The organism is Simiduia sp. (assembly GCF_058345725.1).
Genome location: NZ_JBTUOC010000065.1, coordinates 81,581 through 98,673, shown reverse-complemented (window position 1 = coordinate 98,673; position 17,093 = coordinate 81,581). Strand labels below are relative to the sequence as shown.

The 17,093-nt window shown below is 56.7% G+C and carries 21 protein-coding genes; 13 read left to right on the top strand and 8 right to left on the bottom strand.

Translation table 11 applies throughout. The annotated features are described in order from the left end of the window. The coding region (locus ACW8F6_RS14230; RefSeq protein WP_491576537.1) for an ELM1/GtrOC1 family putative glycosyltransferase at nucleotides 1-591 on the top strand (591 nt) is incomplete at its 5' end. Here the strand turns inward: ACW8F6_RS14230 and ACW8F6_RS14225 are convergent. From ACW8F6_RS14225 to ACW8F6_RS14200, 6 genes are read right to left on the bottom strand one after another with little or no spacing between them, the layout of a single operon-like run. Continuing rightward, nucleotides 581-1,693, bottom strand: a complete 1,113-nt coding sequence (locus ACW8F6_RS14225; RefSeq protein ID WP_491576536.1) for a glycosyltransferase family 4 protein — start codon at nucleotides 1,691-1,693, stop codon at nucleotides 581-583. The two genes, ACW8F6_RS14230 and ACW8F6_RS14225, sit on opposite strands and share 11 nt — an antisense overlap. Next, nucleotides 1,690-2,862, bottom strand: coding sequence for an O-antigen ligase family protein (locus ACW8F6_RS14220; protein ID WP_491576535.1), 1,173 nt, complete (start codon nucleotides 2,860-2,862; stop codon nucleotides 1,690-1,692). Before ACW8F6_RS14220 ends, ACW8F6_RS14225 begins: the two co-directional genes overlap by 4 nt. Nucleotides 2,863-2,864: 2 nt before the next feature. Continuing rightward, the gene (locus tag ACW8F6_RS14215) at nucleotides 2,865-3,851 is read right to left on the bottom strand and encodes a glycosyltransferase family protein (RefSeq protein WP_491576534.1); all 987 of its coding nucleotides are present in this window, start codon (nucleotides 3,849-3,851) and stop codon (nucleotides 2,865-2,867) included. Between the two features lie 3 nt (nucleotides 3,852-3,854). Next, nucleotides 3,855-4,502 carry a YrbL family protein gene (locus ACW8F6_RS14210; protein WP_491576533.1) on the bottom strand — a complete coding sequence of 216 codons (648 nt, stop codon included), beginning with the start codon at nucleotides 4,500-4,502 and terminating at the stop codon, nucleotides 3,855-3,857. A 14-nt stretch (nucleotides 4,503-4,516) separates the two neighbouring features. After that, nucleotides 4,517-5,656: a non-hydrolyzing UDP-N-acetylglucosamine 2-epimerase gene (gene wecB, locus ACW8F6_RS14205; protein ID WP_491576532.1), complete on the bottom strand. Its 1,140-nt coding sequence runs from the start codon at nucleotides 5,654-5,656 to the stop codon at nucleotides 4,517-4,519. Continuing rightward, entirely contained in the window at nucleotides 5,653-6,747 is a 1,095-nt protein-coding gene (locus ACW8F6_RS14200) for a glycosyltransferase family 4 protein (RefSeq protein ID WP_491576531.1), read from the bottom strand. The genes wecB and ACW8F6_RS14200 overlap by 4 nt, the downstream gene beginning before the upstream one ends. 335 nt (nucleotides 6,748-7,082) lie before the next feature. On the opposite strand from ACW8F6_RS14200, the gene rpmB reads away from it, so the two are divergent. From rpmB to ACW8F6_RS14175, 5 genes are all read left to right on the top strand, one after another. Beyond that, the gene (rpmB, locus tag ACW8F6_RS14195; RefSeq protein ID WP_253358209.1) at nucleotides 7,083-7,319 is read left to right on the top strand and encodes a 50S ribosomal protein L28; all 237 of its coding nucleotides are present in this window, start codon (nucleotides 7,083-7,085) and stop codon (nucleotides 7,317-7,319) included. A gap of 21 nt (nucleotides 7,320-7,340) precedes the next feature. After that, complete coding sequence (gene rpmG, locus ACW8F6_RS14190) at nucleotides 7,341-7,496, top strand: 50S ribosomal protein L33 (RefSeq protein WP_290260040.1); 156 nt, start codon at nucleotides 7,341-7,343, stop codon at nucleotides 7,494-7,496. A gap of 61 nt (nucleotides 7,497-7,557) precedes the next feature. After that, nucleotides 7,558-8,268 (top strand): tRNA (N6-threonylcarbamoyladenosine(37)-N6)-methyltransferase TrmO, encoded by a 711-nt coding sequence (gene tsaA, locus ACW8F6_RS14185; protein WP_491576530.1) that lies wholly within the window; start codon nucleotides 7,558-7,560, stop codon nucleotides 8,266-8,268. A gap of 3 nt (nucleotides 8,269-8,271) precedes the next feature. Then, a complete protein-coding gene (gene mutM, locus ACW8F6_RS14180; protein ID WP_491576529.1) occupies nucleotides 8,272-9,084 on the top strand; it encodes a bifunctional DNA-formamidopyrimidine glycosylase/DNA-(apurinic or apyrimidinic site) lyase in 813 nt (270 codons plus the stop codon). Nucleotides 9,085-9,239: 155 nt separating this feature from the next. Then, the gene (locus ACW8F6_RS14175) at nucleotides 9,240-9,560 is read left to right on the top strand and encodes a hypothetical protein (protein WP_491576528.1); all 321 of its coding nucleotides are present in this window, start codon (nucleotides 9,240-9,242) and stop codon (nucleotides 9,558-9,560) included. 17 nt (nucleotides 9,561-9,577) lie between these two features. Here the strand turns inward: ACW8F6_RS14175 and coaD are convergent, their stop codons facing one another. Further along, a complete protein-coding gene (coaD, locus tag ACW8F6_RS14170; RefSeq protein WP_491576527.1) occupies nucleotides 9,578-10,066 on the bottom strand; it encodes a pantetheine-phosphate adenylyltransferase in 489 nt (162 codons plus the stop codon). A 57-nt stretch (nucleotides 10,067-10,123) separates the two neighbouring features. After that, the gene (gene rsmD / locus ACW8F6_RS14165; protein WP_491576526.1) at nucleotides 10,124-10,705 is read right to left on the bottom strand and encodes a 16S rRNA (guanine(966)-N(2))-methyltransferase RsmD; all 582 of its coding nucleotides are present in this window, start codon (nucleotides 10,703-10,705) and stop codon (nucleotides 10,124-10,126) included. A gap of 109 nt (nucleotides 10,706-10,814) precedes the next feature. Between rsmD and ftsY the strand changes: the two genes are divergently transcribed. The 7 genes from ftsY (at nucleotide 10,815) to ACW8F6_RS14130 (ending at nucleotide 17,090) form a co-directional block, all read left to right on the top strand. Next, nucleotides 10,815-11,858, top strand: coding sequence for a signal recognition particle-docking protein FtsY (gene ftsY / locus ACW8F6_RS14160; RefSeq protein ID WP_491576525.1), 1,044 nt, complete (start codon nucleotides 10,815-10,817; stop codon nucleotides 11,856-11,858). Then, nucleotides 11,855-12,535, top strand: coding sequence for a cell division ATP-binding protein FtsE (gene ftsE, locus ACW8F6_RS14155; protein WP_491576524.1), 681 nt, complete (start codon nucleotides 11,855-11,857; stop codon nucleotides 12,533-12,535). The genes ftsY and ftsE overlap by 4 nt, the downstream gene beginning before the upstream one ends. Before the next feature lie 55 nt (nucleotides 12,536-12,590). Beyond that, on the top strand, nucleotides 12,591-13,526 hold the full coding sequence (ftsX, locus tag ACW8F6_RS14150; protein ID WP_491576523.1) for a permease-like cell division protein FtsX: 936 nt from the start codon (nucleotides 12,591-12,593) through the stop codon (nucleotides 13,524-13,526). 93 nt (nucleotides 13,527-13,619) lie between these two features. Continuing rightward, complete coding sequence (rpoH, locus tag ACW8F6_RS14145; protein WP_491576522.1) at nucleotides 13,620-14,474, top strand: RNA polymerase sigma factor RpoH; 855 nt, start codon at nucleotides 13,620-13,622, stop codon at nucleotides 14,472-14,474. Nucleotides 14,475-14,568: 94 nt separating this feature from the next. Beyond that, nucleotides 14,569-14,955 carry a DUF423 domain-containing protein gene (locus ACW8F6_RS14140; protein WP_491576521.1) on the top strand — a complete coding sequence of 129 codons (387 nt, stop codon included), beginning with the start codon at nucleotides 14,569-14,571 and terminating at the stop codon, nucleotides 14,953-14,955. 3 nt (nucleotides 14,956-14,958) lie between these two features. Then, the gene (gene trmB / locus ACW8F6_RS14135) at nucleotides 14,959-15,696 is read left to right on the top strand and encodes a tRNA (guanosine(46)-N7)-methyltransferase TrmB (RefSeq protein ID WP_491576520.1); all 738 of its coding nucleotides are present in this window, start codon (nucleotides 14,959-14,961) and stop codon (nucleotides 15,694-15,696) included. 284 nt (nucleotides 15,697-15,980) lie between these two features. After that, entirely contained in the window at nucleotides 15,981-17,090 is a 1,110-nt protein-coding gene (locus ACW8F6_RS14130; protein ID WP_491576519.1) for an OmpA family protein, read from the top strand. The last annotated feature ends 3 nt before the right edge of the window (nucleotides 17,091-17,093 follow it).

The following is a 17,093-nucleotide window of genomic DNA, read 5'->3' as shown; positions in this document are numbered from 1 at the left end:
GCACTGGTACCGGCGCACGATCGCCCGCCCTCGCGCACCAATGTGTTGGTCACCCGCGGGGTGCTCAATGCGATCACCCCGGTCGCCCAGGTAACCGACACGCGGACGGGTCTGGTGTTAATAGGCGGGCCCTCACAGCATTTCCAGTGGGACACCAATGGCGTTATCGCCCAAGTCGCACAATTGTGCGCGCAGGCGCCCGACTGGCAGTGGACGGTGGCCGATTCGCGCCGCACACCCGAGGACTTGCTTCCGGCCTTGGCAGCGCTGGGTCTGCCTAACCTGACAACCGTGCCGCACAGCGCCACAAATGCCGCGTGGCTACCGACCCAATTGGTATCCAGCGGTCGCATTTGGGTTAGTCCAGACAGTGTGTCCATGGTCTATGAGGCGCTCACCAGTGGCGTGCCTACGGGTATCTTAAATTTGCAGCCGTGCGGGCGTGGACGCGTGGTCAGAGGCATTCAGGAGCTGGTGGAAACCGGCCAGCTGCAGCGTTTTGGTGAGCCGGCCAGCCCCGCGGAGGCGGCGCCTCTGTGGGAGGCCGACCGGGCGGCGCGCTGGCTAGTGGCGCGATTTTTTAACGGCTAGCTAGACGCCGGTAGAGTGCCAATGTTTTCTGTTTCATGGTGTCTAGCAGAAAGGGGTTATCCGCTAGGGGCCGTTGCGGCTCTGCTAACAAGGCCGCTGTTTTTTGCACTAGTGCCGCACCGTCCAGGCGCGGCACTTTACCCACTGGATAGAGTGTGGTCAGAATCTCGCCTACGCCGCCGTGGTCGTAGCCAATCACTGGTCGGCCCATGGCGAGGGGTTCGAGCACTGTTCGACCAAAAGATTCAGGTTTCGTGGACAGCGAAAAAATAATATCCGAGACCGCATAAATTTCCCGGATGTCGCTCCGGTGCCCAACAAACAGCACTGTCTCTGCAAGACCCAATTGGGTGACCAGCGCCTGCACTTCGCGCAGGTAGGCCAGTCGACGGGGATCTGGATCGCCCACAATCAATCCCACAACATCAAAACCCTGTGCGCGCAGCTGCCTGATCAACTGGATAAATTCTCGATGGCCCTTTAGCCGTGTGATACGTCCCGGCAAGCAAAGTACTTTTTTGCCCTCCAGCGCAGGGTATTGCGCACGCCAAGCCTGTAACCAATCCGCCGAGGGCTGAAAACTCGCGGGAAACCGCTCGGGTGCAATGCCGCGGTAAATGCGCTCACAGTGCGGGCCGTAGCAGTCTGGGTAGTGGGTTTGAATATAGGACATCACTGTATCTGATACGGCGATCACAGCGTCTGCGCGCGCCATCACTTTGCTGTAGCGGCTGACGGAGTAAAGGCCGTGTACGGTACTGACGGTTTTGGGCCGTTTGTGTGCGGGCAGTGTGGCAATGGCAAGCTTGCACAGCCAGGCGGGCAGTCGCGAGCGCCAGTGGACGATGTCGGGTTGCTCGCGCAAAAAGACCGCTCGCAGCTGGTGAATCTGCCAGAGCGCGCGCAGACTTTTTCTGTGCACGGGCAGCATTAAGTGCTGGCTGCCCTCTGCTTCCAGCTGCGGTACCAACCGGCCGCCGGCCGATATCACCAAGGAACGGTGACCCTCGGCTACCAGTGCCTGTGCAATTTCCAGCGTGCCGCGCTCCACACCACCACTATTGAGTTCCGGCAATACTTGAATGACAGTTAAGGGTTTCACGGGCGCTGCTCCGTTAATACGCGTTGGCGCTCCGCCCAGGCGATGGCCGTCAGCGCCGCCAACAGTGCGCTGGTGGTTAAAAATATTTTGCTGTCGATCACGCTGTGGTCAAATAGCGAGGCACACAATACGGCAAGCACCATGGCAAACAGCCCGGGCGATTGGGATTGTTTGGCCAGCGCTAACAAGGTGTAGCAAAGGGCAGAAAATCCCACTAGCCCCGTAACACCCGTGAACAGCAATACCTCCAATACGCTATTGTGCACCGAGGTGAAAACCATTTTTGTCAGCTCGCTGAAATTACCTGCGCCGTAGCCGAACCAGGGTTGTTCTAGAATAAAAGACCAGGTGGTTTGCCAAATTTGCAGTCGATTGGAGGTATCCATTAAAAACGCGCGCTCTATGACCTGCTGCACACTGGGAAACAGCCAGTAAAGACTCGCGGTCGTGAGCGTGCACAGTGACAGTGTTGCGGCTATGTAGATGGCCCTCATATGGCTGCTGGCGAAGCCAATAATGGCCAGAAATACCACGTACATAATCCAGGATGAGCGCGAGCCCGACAGGAGCAGCGTGGTCATGAACAATGCCAGCAACACCAGATAAAAACACGTTTTACTCCAATGGCCGTGCAAGCGCTGGAACAGGCGCCAGCTACAAAGCGAGGCACCAATGGCCATTAAGAAACCATAGGGGTTGGGATTGAAGGTGCCGCCATAGAGGCGTTCGCCATAAAGCAGTGGCTTGTTGCGCACATAGTCGAAGTGCGTAAAAAACTGCAGTAATCCTAAGCATGCCTGCGCAAGTAAGCTAAAGATAATGGCGTTGTATATGGCCCGCGTGGTCAAATAGCCTTGGAAGTAGAGGTAGTAAATACACGCAAAGGCGCCGCCATAGCGCACCAGAAAATGGGCGCTGATCCAATAGCCCACGCTTGTCTGGCGACCCAAGTAATTTGCCAGCAGCAGCGCGCCGGCGATTGATACAAAACTGATCGCCAGCAGCGGCGGCAGCTTGGGGATGTCTTTGGTTTTATGCCGGGCGCGATTGGCAATCACGATGAGCGCTGTAATGCCTATAAGCCACGCAGACGACAGTTCAAACAGCGCATTCTTAAAGGGAATCGAAAAAACCCAAAGGCCTACGCTAAAAGCAATAAAACGGTTCAACGTCAGTGCTCCGGAAAAAGTGTCGCGAGCATAGACCGGGCGACAGTGGTTGCTTCATAGTGAGTATGCGCGTGTTGATGGGCTGCCCTAGCGGTGGCTCGTCGGTCTGCATCGTCATTGAGATAATGTACTAGCAATTGATCCAGCGACTGAAAATCGGTGAATGTGGGTATTTGTTTGGCTGTAAACAATTGTTCTATGTCCGGGAAGTGGGCCGACAAGGTCAGCACGCCGTTGGCCACGGGCTGAATTAATCGGTCGCTGCTATACAGGCTAAAGGAATTATCGCGGCTATAATTGAGCGCGATACGGGCATTGGCCAGCACTTGGTAAAAGGCGTCGCCGAAAACCAGCGACTCGCGGGTTTGACCAAAAATACCCAGTTTAAATTGACTGTAGTTGCGCGTAAGGTGCTCAATCAGCGGCGCCCTTTCGGCGTCATAGCGACCTACAAATACGATATCGTAACGGTAGCGTTCAGCGTCAAAGGCTCGGTAGCGGTCGATGGCACTGTCGCACACGTTGGGCATATAAGAACATTTGGCCAGGGTGCTGTCCGGTAGTCCCAGCGGTGCGAGTTCGCTGGGATTGGTGGTCATAAAAAAATGGTCGACGTGCGTCAGTTTTTCGAGGTGCGGCTTTAAATTGTGAATCCAATCCACCCACCACATGCCCACTTTAATATTGGGAAAGCTCGATCTGAGGTGAGCCAGATCCTGCGCTGTGATAAGTTCTGAATGGCCCAAGAGTAAAAGATCTGGCTGAAAATTCGCGATGCTTTGACTCAATCGTTTGAGCATGGCGCTGCGACCGCTGCTTTTGGAAAACAGCTTGCGTTCGGTTTTGGCAATATCGCGGTAGCTAAAATTGTAGACAAAATGGCCACCCCGAATCAGCCCGTGCGACAGCTTGTGATCGATAGCGTAAAACACAGCGGCATTTTTCAATTCGCTAAAGTTTGCACAATGCAAAATTTTGAGTGGTTTCATGGTTTATTGTGTTCGCTCTATTTTCCGGCTGCGCACGGCGGCAATTAGGCGCTCGATGCGGCGCGAAATTTTTTGCTGGCGCAGTGGTTTAAACCACGTGGAAAGTGGAATAATTTCTTTGCTCTTTCCCAGACTCTTAATATCGACGCACACCATCTGTAGCCCACTGTTGGTTTGCTGTACCAAGAGATTGCCAGCATTCAGATCAAACAGGGGAACATCGTAACGCCTCAGAAAATCGCCAAAGCGCTCAATGGCCTGAACCATCTCCGAAAGTGCGAGAGTGTTTTCGTGGGCGTAATAATAGTGGATTGGCTGAGCGGGTGTGGCATCGCTATTGAGCACTCGGCGACACACCAGGCCCTTGCCTTGATCGGATTCGATAACTTCTAGTGGCTCGGCAAAAAACTGGGTGACAGCCGGGCCTACCCGCCGCTTGAGTGCTTGAAATTGGCGCAACTCCTGCTCGGCAAAAGAGTTTGCTGGCAGCCAGTGCGCCCAACGGCGGCGCAGGGTATTCGCCAGTCCGCCCTTTGCCTGCCGTGCGTCTAAATCGAATTTGATACACAGCGCGGGGTCTTTTGAGTGCGCTACACAAATGCGATTGGCGCCGCGTGCTATGACGTTGTAGTCGTGCCAAGTGGAGGTCATCGAATAGTCTTTCGCTAGCGTGCCAAAAAATCCGCGATGCGTGCCGAGGCCTTGCCGTCGCCGAAGGGATTGGTGGCTTGGCGCATGGCGTTGTAATCACTGTCGGAGGTCAGTAGCGTGTGTGCTGCATTAAAAATTGTTTCGCAATCTGTGCCTACCAACCTGACTGTGCCTGCCGTAATGGCCTCGGCCCGCTCGGTATTTTCGCGCATTACCAATGTGGGAATATCCAATGCGGGCGCCTCTTCTTGAATGCCGCCGCTGTCGGTCAGGATTAGGTGCGCGTGCTTCATCAGCAATATAAACGGCTCGTAGGCGAGCGGTTCGATCAAATAGATGTTATTCAACCCGTCCAATTGCGCGTGCACCGGGCCCTTTACATTGGGGTTTAAGTGAACGGGGTAAACGATATCGAGTTCCCGGTGCTGCACCGCTAATTTTTTAAGCGCATTGCAAATATTGATAAATCCCTGGCCAAAATTTTCGCGTCGATGGCCGGTAACCAGCACTATTTTTCGCTGAGCAAGTACCGCGGGTGCATAGCCGGCAGTGGCAATACTCTGCCGAATGCGATCGCTGTAATCGCCCTGCCGCTGCAGCTTGTCGAGAATATAAAATAGCGCATCGATACCCGTATTGCCCGTGACCAAAATGCGCTCTGAGGCAATATTTTCCTCGAGTAATGCCTGGCGGTTGGCTTCAGTGGGTGAAAAATGCCAGTCGGCCAGCTTCGAAGTTAACTGGCGGTTGGCCTCTTCGGGAAACGGAGAATACAGGTTGTGCGAGCGGAGCCCGGCTTCCACATGGCCAATGGGAATTTGTTGGTAGAATGCTGCAAGTGCGGCGGCAAACGATGTGGTGGTATCGCCGTGCACGAGCACCAGGTCGGGGCGATAGCGGTTAAAGGTATCCCGCAGGCCAGCCATCACTTTGTGAGTAATGTCGTACAGATCCTGCCCAGGGCGCATGATGTCCAGATCGAAATCTGGTTGCAAGCCGAACGTAGCCAGGGTTTGGTCGAGAAACTCGCGGTGCTGCGCGGTCACACATAGCGTGGTTTCAAATTGGTCGGGCCGGCTCTTCAGCTCGTGTACCAGCGGCGCCATTTTGATAGCTTCCGGTCGGGTGCCAAAAATAAGCATCACTTTTTTCATAGGGCTGACTCGTAGGCGGCTACGGTTTGCTGGGCAATTTGTGTCCAGTCGAATTGTTCAATTGCGCGCTGATTGGCGGCGCGACCCATGGCGGTTAGGTCGGCGGCCAATAACTTGTTGAGCGCCGCGCCCAGTGCCTCGGGATTTTGGTCTTCGCACAAGTAGCCGGTTTCGCCTTCTACTATTAGGTCGGGTATACCACCCACGCGCGTGCCCACTAAAGGCAGCGAGGCCGCCATGGCCTCAAGCCCGCTGATGCTGGTGGCTTCCATAATAGACGGCAATACAGAGAAGTCGGCGGCGCTGTAATACTGGATGATGTCGTCGTGCAATTTGCTACCTACGAAAGTCACCCGGTCGCCACAGTGCTGCTTAAAGGTGGTCTCTACGACCTCGCGCTCGGGGCCGTCGCCAATGACTAAAAATTTCACCTTCGGGTCGGTCACGTATTGGCTGGCCTGGGCCAGGAAGATAACGCCGTTTTTCCAAACCAGGCGGCGAGTAATGACACACAGTCGCTCATCGTCGGCAATACCCAACTCGCGCCGCAGTTGCGCGCGCACCGGCAGATTGCGTTGGTAGCGCTGGGCGTCGACCCCATTGGGTATAAACAATTTTTTACCGGCGACCGCGAAAGGCGTTTCCAGCAGCTCGCGACTCGGCGCCAAAAACAGCTGGGGTTTGGCGAATAGTCGTTTGAGTTGCCACATCCTGCGCGCGCCACCTTTGCGCAGGCGCTTCAAATAGCCAGAGGTGTGGTTGGTGTAAGCAAGAGGTACGGTGGTAATGTTGTACCACTCCAGTGGCCGCATGGCGTGGATATGGACAATGTCGGGTTGCAATTCTGGCAGCAGGGCTTTGACCTGGCGGCGAATCTGTAACCCGTAAAACAGGCCGGGCGGCCAGTAGGTCATGCGAAATACCTGAATCCCAGCCAGTGTTTCGCGCGCCGGCTCAGTGTTTGCGTGCCGGCGCGACAGCACTGCTACCTGGTGGCCGGCCTGCACCATGGCCTTGGCCAACTCAAATACATGGGCCGAAATCCCGCCGACGGTCGGCGGGAAATCGGTGGTGACCATCAAAATTTTCATTGTCTGACTCTATCGGGGGCCTGCGCTATAGACCGCGGCCAGGAGATCTGGTTCGCTGCGCGGTGGGCGCGGCGCCCTCTGCCTGTGCAGCAACCCGTGGGTAAGGTTTCAGTGCGCCAATGATAACGACTGTCAGCCAAGCCTGCCATGGCCCTTAACGGCGACCGCGTGTTTTCAGGAAATGCTTGATTGGCCAAGGCCTTTCTGGTATAAAACGCGGCTCTTTGAGCTGGGGCACCCGTAGGCGCCCGCCGGGGGAGCCCGGATTTAACAGATTTCTTGCAACCTCTGTGTCATTTTGTTGGCCAGGGATCGATTTAGTACGAGGCAACACGATGTCTAAGGTATGTCAGGTTACGGGTAAGCGTCCGATAACTGGTAACAATGTTTCTCACGCGAAAAACCACACCAAGCGTCGTTTTTTGCCAAATCTTCACTCTCACCGTTTTTGGGTTGAGTCAGAAAAGCGCTTTGTTAAGCTGCGCGTATCTGCCAAGGGCATGCGCATCATTGACAAGCGCGGCATCGAGCAGGTGCTGACCGATCTGCGCGCGCGCGGCGAAGCGGTTTAATTTTCAGCGGGAGCTATAACCATGCGTGATCTGATTCGTTTGAACTCAAGTGCCGGTACTGGTCATTTCTACACTACCGACAAAAACAAGCGCACCATGCCAGAGAAAATGGAGATCAAAAAATACGATCCCGTTGTTCGCAAGCATGTTGTCTACAAAGAAGGCAAGATCAAGTAATTGATCTGTGCACTCAAAAAAGCCCGGTTAAGCCGGGCTTTTTTATGGGTGCCCCCCCTCTGTGACCCACGCGCCCTACCAGCTACACCCAATTGGCATAGTGCACTCCTGTTTTAAGGAGAAGTTTGGCGTGCCCCGCCAACCGGCGCTGGCGCCCTCGGCGTTGGCGTGCCTGGAGCTGCTACCACCCTATAATCAACCGGACGCGGTGCAGGGTCTAGAGCAGGTTAGCCATGTCTGGCTGCAGTTTATCTTTCACCAGAGTCCGCTGTCGAAGAGTCCCAAGGTGCGGCCCCCGCGCCTGGGGGGCAATCAGCGGGTGGGCGTATTTGCCAGTCGCTCGCCGGTGCGGCCCAACGCTTTGGGGCTGTCGGTGGTGCGCCTCGAACGCATCGAAGCAGACGCGGGCGCGGTGCGCCTTTGGCTGTCTGGGGTGGATTTGGTGGACGGCACGCCGGTGGTCGACATCAAGCCCTATCTGCCCTATGTAGATGCGGTGGCGGACGCCCACAATCGGCTGGCACCAGCGGCACCTGCCGCTGTGCCGGTGGCCATCCCGGCACACCTGGCTATCGATTCCGCTGTGGCGCAATTGATTCGCGAGGTATTGGCGCAAGACCCCCGACCTGCTTACCAGCAGCCGGAGCCCGAGCGTGTTTACGGCATGCACCTGCTGGACTTCAATTTACAGTGGCGCTATCACGCGTCGCCCGAGGGCCTGTCCATAGAAGTGGTGGGGCTGACACCGCGCTCAAACCCTAAAGGCGGTTAATCAATGCCTGAATTACCGGAGGTTGAAACCAGTCGGCGCGGCATTGCGCCGCACCTAGAGGGTAAGGTGATTACGGGGTTAACCGTGCGCAATCCTAGATTGCGTTGGCCGGTACCCGAAACCTTGGCCGAACTGGTGCAGGGCCAGCGGTTGCACGCCGTGCAGCGGCGCGGTAAATACCTGCTGTTGGCGCTGGCAAACGGTCACATACTGGTGCACCTTGGCATGTCGGGCAGTCTGCGCTTGGTGGCGCCCGACGAGCCGCCCGGTTATCACGACCATGTGGACCTCCGCTTTGATAAATGGTTGCTGCGCTACACAGATCCTCGCCGCTTCGGTTGCTGGCTATGGGTTGAGGGCGATGTAAGCACTCACAAACTGCTGGCTCATCTGGGCCCCGAGCCGCTCTCGGATGCCTTTGATGCGGATTACTTGTTCAGCCGCGCCCGAGGCCGCAAACAAAACCTGAAGAACTTTATTATGGATAGCCAGCTGGTGGTGGGCGTGGGCAATATCTATGCTAATGAAGCGCTGTTTCTGGCGGGCCTGCGGCCGCGATCGGCGGCGGGCAGTCTGACTCGGCGCAAGGCGGCGGTGCTGGTACAGCAGATAAAAGCGGTACTGGCGGCGGCGATCGAACAGGGCGGCACGACGCTGAAAGACTTTGTGGGCGGCGATGGCAAGCCTGGCTATTTCAAGCAACAGCTGTATGTGTACGGTCGCGGTGGGCTTCCCTGTCGAATCTGTCACAGCCCGCTGAAAGAAGTTCGCGTCAACAATCGAGCCACGGTATATTGTGCCCAGTGCCAACGATAGCTACACTGAACTTTAGCATTCAGCGCTAAGCTACTGATCAATTTATATTTATCGGTAATTAGCTACTTGGCTGATACCGGTAATATTTGCTATTCCCGTTCTGGTTCGAGCAGTTAAGTGGCAGGCGAGAAGGACTACAACTAAGGAGACACGCAGTGAACCTGAAAAAATTGAGTGTGAAGGCCGTCGCTTTGACTACCTGTCTGGCACTTTCGAGTGTTGCGCTGGCGAAAGACGCCGAAATGGAATCCCCCACGGCCGCTGCGATGGCGCTAGATCTGGTCATTGTGCGCCCAGTGATGTTAGGGGTGACGGTGCTGGGTGCTGCCGCCTTTGTGGTGGCGCTTCCCTTCTCGGCCGCTGGCGGCAACGTCAAGCAGTCTGCGGAAACGCTCGTGGTGGGCCCAGGTGAAACCACCTTCGTTCGCTGCCTGGGTTGCACCTCAAATGGCTACCAGCACGACGTCGAACAGTAACCTAGCAAGCGCCAGGTTTAGCTCTGGCGCTTTTTGTAGCGTTTATTCAGGGCATCTTGCACTAGCGGATGCACGAACTTGCTGACATCGCCACCGAGCGAGGCGATCTCGCGCACCAGTGACGAGGAAATGTAGGACAGGTGCTCGGACGGCGTTAAAAACAGGCTTTCCATTTCTGGCGCCAGGGCCCGGTTCATGTTGGCAAGTTGAAATTCGTACTCGAAGTCCGATACCGCGCGCAGGCCGCGCAAAACGCCCTGGGCGTTCTTCTGCTTAACCAAATCCGCCAGCAATATATCAAAGCCGCAAATTTCGATATTGGGCAGGTGCCCGAGTACCTGTTCGGCCAGGGCCACCCGCTCTTCCAGTGTAAATAGCGGGTTCTTTTTAGTGCTGGCAGCAATGGCGATGATCACTTTGTCGAACAGGCGGCAAGCGCGTTCTACCAAGTCGATGTGACCGTTAGTGAGCGGATCAAAGGTGCCTGGGTAGACGACAGTACGCATTAAAATACCTGTTTGAATGAGCGGGCGAAGCGGATAGTAGCAAGTTGCGCGCGGATGTCATAGGCGACGGTATAAACGGTAGCACACCTCACCGGCAATTTTCTCTCGGTGGCTTTGCCAGTTTGCCGGCGCGGGCGGTGCCAATTGGGCGGGGCTTTCCACATAGATCCAACTCGAAGACGATAGCAGTGTCCGCTGTTCCAGCAGGGCAAAAGTGGCCTGCCACAGGTCGACGGCAAAGGGCGGGTCGATAAACACCAGGTCGAATGCCGGGCCTCGATATTGGGTCAGCCAGGCCAGCGCATCGGCCTGCTCTACCACGCCGTTCTGGGCCTGTAATAGCGCTATATTGGCGCGCAACTGCTGGGCGGCGAGGGCGTCTTTTTCGATCAGTGTGCAATGTGCCGCGCCGCGCGACAAGGCCTCCAGGCCCAGCGCGCCGGCGCCGGCGAACAGGTCCAGGCAGCGGGCGTCCGGCAGCTCGCCCTGCAGCCAGTTAAACAGCGTCTCCCGGATGCGGTCGCCGGTGGGGCGCAGGCCCTCGCGCGCTGGAAATTGCAGTTTGCGACCGCGCCACTGGCCGCCGATGATACGCAACTGGCCGCCGGTGTCTGGCGCGCGTTTCTGGCGCTTTTTCATGCAGTGTTCAACTCAAAAGTCATCAGGAGTGGTAGGATAGCGGCCTTCTGAATTGCCCGCCCGGCCCCATTGGCCGGGCATTTTAACGCCTGTTGAGCAGTGAATCCCGATGTTTTCAAAGTTGTTTAAGAAAAAGGACCCAGCGTCCAACCCCGAAGAACAGGTTGAAACCGGCGTACCGCCCACGCCCGAACCGGCCGCCAAGTCCGGCTTTTTGGCGCGTATTAAGGCGGGTTTAAGCCGCACGCGCAGTCAGTTTGCCGAGGGCATGGGCAATTTGTTTCTGGGCCGAAAGGAAATTGACGAAGAGCTGTTAGAGGATTTGGAGTCGCAGCTGTTGGTGGCCGATGTGGGCATCGAGGCCACCACTGAGATCATCGAGTCGCTCACCGAGCAGGTGGCGCGCAAAACCCTGAACAACCCAGCGGCGCTACTGGCGGCACTGCGCCAGTCACTGGAGCAACTGCTGGAGCCGGTAGAGCAGCCCCTGATTATCGATACCGGCAAGAAGCCCTATGTCATCCTGGTGGTGGGCGTCAACGGCGTCGGCAAAACCACCACTATTGGCAAGCTTGCCAAGCGGCTCCTGGGCGAGGGCCACAAGGTGATGCTGGCGGCGGGCGATACCTTTCGGGCCGCCGCCGTCGAGCAGCTGCAGGTGTGGGGCGAGCGCAACCAGGTGCCGGTGGTGGCCCAGCATACCGGCGCCGACAGTGCCTCGGTAATCTTTGACGCCATTGCCTCGGCGCAGTCGCGCGATATCGACGTGGTGATCGCCGACACAGCAGGTCGCCTGCACAACAAAGACAATTTAATGGAAGAGCTGGCCAAGGTTAAGCGCGTGATGACCAAGCTGGATGTCAGCGCGCCCCACGAGGTGCTGCTAGTGCTGGACGCGGGTACCGGTCAGAACGCCATCAGCCAGGCGCAGTCGTTTATCAAATCCGCGGGCGTGACGGGCATAGCGTTGACCAAACTGGACGGCACAGCTAAAGGCGGCGTTATTTTCGCGCTCAGTAAAAAATTCGGGCTGCCGGTGCGCTTTATCGGGGTCGGCGAAGCGGTAGACGACCTGCAGCCCTTTGCGGCCAAACCCTTTGTGGATGGCTTGTTTGGCGACGAACCGGCCGCCGAGGCCCCGTCGCCGCAATGATCCGATTCGATCAAGTAGCCAAGCGCTACAGCAATGGCTTCGAGGCCCTTAAGGGGCTGAGCTTCGAAATCAAAGCGGGTGAGATGGTGTTTTTAACGGGTCACTCGGGTGCCGGTAAAAGCACGCTGTTAAAGCTGATTATGGCGATGGAGGCACCCAGCCGAGGCCAGGTGTTCGTCAATAATACCAACCTGAATCGCATGCCCGATCGGCAAATCCCCTACCACCGGCGTCAAATTGGCGTGGTATTCCAAAATCACCAGCTGCTGTTTGACCGCAGCGTGTTTGACAATGTGGCGCTGCCGCTGGTCATTGCCGGCTACTCGCCCTCCGACGTGGGCCGCCGCGTGCGCGCCGCGCTCGATAAAGTAGGCCTGCTGCACAAAGAGTCGCGCATGCCACTGGAGCTATCCGGCGGCGAGCAGCAGCGCGTGGGCATTGCGCGCGCGGTGGTCAATAAGCCCCGCATACTGTTGGCCGATGAGCCCACAGGTAACCTGGACCCGGATTTATCGGCCGAAATCATGGACTTGTTTCGCCAGTTCAACGAGGTGGGAGTCACACTGTTGATTGCCAGTCACGACATTGCCCTGCTCAGGCGCCAGCGCAAGCGGGTACTGGCGTTGCGCGAGGGCGAGCTGTTGGCCGATGAGCCGCCGGGAGCGCGTCATGACTAGGGGCGCCAAAATAGCAGTGCCAAGGCGCCCAGCACCCTTGCGCGCTGGTGCTCGAGTGCAAACCACTGGCGCTGGCGATCGCCTCAAGGCCTGGCGGCAACACCATTGGCTGTCGGCCCAGGACAGCCTGCAGCGGCTGTTGGTGGTACCGGTTAAATCTCTGCTGACCATGTTAATGCTGGGTATTGCCCTGGCGCTGCCGGCCCTGTTGTACGTAGCGCTAGCCAATGTGAGCCAGTTGTCGGCGCACTGGCACCACAGTCATCAGCTGTCGGTGTATCTGAAGCCGGGGACCCAGCCGCAAGCGGTGGCGGCCTTGGTGGCCAGCTGGCGAGATCGCCCCGACATTGACCAGCTGCAGCAGGTGTCGCCCGAACAGGGTTTACAGCAATTCGCCGAGCAAACGGGTCTGGCCGGGTTGTTGTCGGGCCTGAGTGACAATCCTCTGCCCTGGGTGCTCATGGTGCAGCCGGCGTCGACCGATGCCGAGGCGCTGGCCGAACTGCGTACACAATTGCAAGCGGCGCCGGTGGTGGATGAAGTGCGTGTCGATATGGCGTGGCTCACACGCCTGCAACAGGTGATGACCCTGGGCCAGCGTCTGGCATTGGGTTTGGGGAGCTTGCTGGGGCTGGGCATGTTGCTGGCCATTGGCAACACCCTGCGACTGGCCATTGAAAACCGGCGCGAAGAGATTTTAGTGGTAAAACTGGTGGGTGGTACCGACGCCTTCGTGCGGCGCCCGTTTCTCTATACCGGCCTTTGGTATGGCCTGGGCGGCGGCCTATGGGCGCTGTTGCTGACTCAGTTGGGGCTGCTGTTGGTGGCCGAACCCGTCGCCCAACTGGCCCACAGTTACCAAAGCCAGTTCCAACTGCTGGGCTTAGGGCTGGGCAATAGCTTGATTTTGCTGACAACCGCCCTAATTATAGGCTGGCTAGGCGCGTGGTTGGCCGTTGGCCGCCACCTGCGCGACATTAAACCGCAATAGTCCCCAAAACGGCGGCCGGCGAGTGAATTTTTTGCTCGGTTGGCAGTCAAAAGCGGTAGTGCTACACTCACGCGGTTGTTTTTGGAGGTATACATGAGTACAAGTCTGCAACCTATTGGCGTTTTGGCCCCCGGTGCCAATCTGAATGCCTACATTCAGGCCGTTAATGGGTTTTCTATTCTGTCTGCTGAAGAAGAAAAACAGCTGGCCGAAGACCTCTACTACCATGAAAACCTGGAAGCTGCCCGCCGCTTGGTGATGGCCCATCTGCGCTTTGTGGTGCACATTGCCAAGTCCTATTCCGGCTACGGCTTGGCCGAGGCCGACCTCATTCAAGAGGGCAATGTGGGCCTGATGAAGGCTGTTAAGCGGTTTAACCCCGAGCGCGGCGTGCGTTTGGTGAGCTTTGCCGTGCACTGGATTAAGGCCGAAATTCACGAATTCATTCTGCGCAACTGGCGCATCGTTAAAGTGGCCACTACCAAGGCCCAGCGCAAGCTGTTCTTTAACCTGCGCGGCGCCAAAAAGAAGCTGGCCTGGCTCTCGCACGAAGAAGCAAAAGCCATCGCCAAAGATCTGGATGTAGACGTCAAGCACGTTTACGAAATGGAGGGGCGCCTGTCCTCTTACGATGCCGGCTTTGACGCCGGTGCCGATGACGACGATGAAAGTGCCTACCAAGCGCCGGCAAACTACTTGGAAGACCACCGCTACGATCCGGCCCAGCAGTTGGAGGACGCGAACTGGGAAGCCTCCAATGTGAACAGCCTGGAGCTGGCACTCGAGCAGCTGGACGACCGCAGCCGCGATATCCTGCAGCGCCGTTGGCTCAATGAAGACAAGGCCACGCTGCACGATTTGGCCGACGTCTACGGTGTTTCCGCGGAGCGCATTCGCCAGCTGGAAAAAAATGCCATGAAAAAAGTGAAGGCAATGATGGAGGCCTAAGCCCCTACTTTTGCCTGACCCGGAGCCGCGCCTGTCGCGGCTTTCTTTTTATATAATTCCTAGTTTTCAATCGCGTGAGCAGAGCAACCCTACTATGACACCCAAACAGTTGCTGGTTGTTGCTGCCCTGTGTGGCGCCCTGTCGGTGATATTGGGAGCCTTTGGCGCCCACGCCCTAAAGCCACTGTTTAGCGAGAGCCAGCTACACACCTGGCAAACCGCGGTGCACTACCACCAGTTGCACAGTGTTCTGCTGGTGGCTTTGTGCTGTCGGTTGCTGACAGATCCGGCGCGCCGATTGCGCTTGGCCGTCTGGTCGTTATTGTTGGGCACCCTACTGTTCGCGGGTTCGCTGTACGGCCTGGCATTGGGCGGTCCGCGCCACTTGGGCCCTGTTACGCCGATAGGCGGTGTATTTTTGATATTGGGTTGGTTGTTAGTGCTTGCCTACGCGCAGCGCCTGCCGGCCCCGGAACGGTGATTTATGGACGCAACTCCCCTCCCCGGCGTAGAAGATGAACACGGCTTTACTCCACGACCGGAATTTAAAAAGAAATCCATTCGCAGCTATGTCATTCGCGCGGGTCGCATGACGCCCGCGCAGCGCAATGCCTTCGAACGCCAGTGGGCGCAGTACGGCCTCAGCCTATTTAGCGGCCCGCTCGATGTAGCTGCGGCCTTTGGACGCCAGGCACCGCTGGTATTGGAAGTGGGTTTTGGCATGGGCGATTCGCTGCTGGCCATGGCACAGGCCGAGCCGGAAAAAAACTTTATTGGTATTGAAGTACATCCGCCCGGCGTTGGGCGATTGTTAAATAACGCCGCCGACGCTGGCGTTAAAAATTTGCGTGTTTACATGGCCGACGCCAACGATGTGCTCGAAGATTGTATTGCCGATAATAGCTTGACGCGATTTCAATTGTATTTTCCCGATCCCTGGCACAAGAAAAAACACCAGAAACGGCGTATTGTGCAAGCGCCCTTTGCCGCGCAGGTGTGTCGCAAATTGGCACCGGGCGGAGTGTTTCACTTGGCCACTGACTGGGAGCACTATGCCGACCATATGATGGAAGTCATGAGCCAGGCACCCGGCTACGCAAACCAAGCCGGCGAATACCTTTTTTCGCCCCGACCTGCCTATCGACCAAACACCAAATTCGAAAAGCGCGGCGAGCGCTTGGGCCACGGTGTTTGGGATCTGTTGTTTGAAAAAATTCGCTAAATGCGCCATGAAGTGCGCCACTGCCTTGCAATTAAAATAGCCCTTGCCCACAATCACTAACAATATTTGCCGAGCGGGCAGATAGCGATAATAACGATGGGCAAGGCCTAAGTTGTGGGGGAAATAAGTGGCGTTTTGGCGATTAATTCAGTGCGCTCTGTTTGAATTTTACTCACACTTTTTCACTACTTTTTAAAACCCAGACAGTTTTGGGTTTGCACAAGACAGCCCGGCGGCCGCTGAACTGAGCCGCCTGTGAGAGTGAACATTTTAGGAGAGAAACAATGAAAAAAGTTGTGCTGATGTTGCCGTTAGCCTGTGCGATTGCCGCCACCACCGTGCAAGCGGATCAAATGGGGCTGGAGGTCAGCGCCGGTGTTAACGCCACTAACTGGGATAAAGAGCGCGATCTAAAAGACAGTACTGGCTGGATGGCCGCGCTGGGCTATCGCATTAACGATCGCTGGGGCATCGAGGGTATGTATGTCGACAACGACCCCAAAACCGATCCGGCCGGTATCAAAATCAGTGGCCGCCAGCTGGCGCTAGACGCTTTGTACCATTTCAATACCGACAGCCGCGTACAACCCTTCTTTTTAATGGGTGCCGGGCAAAACCAATACAAAGCCGGCGGCCAGAGCGATGACGAAAGCACTTTCAACATCGGTGCCGGTGTGAAGGCGTATCTGACCGACAACTTTTTAGTGCGCGGCGATATGCGCGGTATTCGCGGTTCTGAAGACGGCGACATCGATATGGGCATGAATGTCGCGTTGACTTACTTCTTTGGTGTGCGCGATGAGAAGCCGGTTGTTGCCGCTGCACCGGCACCGTCTGACGCCGACAATGACGGCGTAATTGATACGCGCGATGCGTGTCCACAGACGCCAGCCGGCGTGCAAGTCGATCAGCGCGGTTGCCCGCTGGATTCCGATAACGATGGCGTCGCCGACCACAAAGATCAGTGTCCCAACACCGAAGCTGGTTTGAAAGTTGACGAACAAGGCTGCGCGATTTCCTTGACCGAGGCTGTCGCCATTAAATTGGATGTGACCTTCGACAACAATGCGGCCGTGGTTAAGCCCGAGTTCTTTGATGAAATTGGCGCCGTTGCCGAATTCATGAAGAGCTACAAAGACACCAGCGTCGAACTGCAGGGCTACACAGATTCGCGCGGCTCAGAGGCCTATAATCAGGCATTGTCTCAGCGTCGAGCCAACGCTGTGCGCGATGTGTTGATTCAGCGCTTTGGTCTGGCGCCCGAGCGCGTGACTGCCGTGGGTTACGGTGAAGCCAACCCGGTGGCTTCCAACGAGACAGCAGCTGGTCGCGAAGAAAACCGTCGCGTAGTGGCGTCTGTTCAGTCTAAGAAAACGTCAAAAGTCCGTAAGTAACTT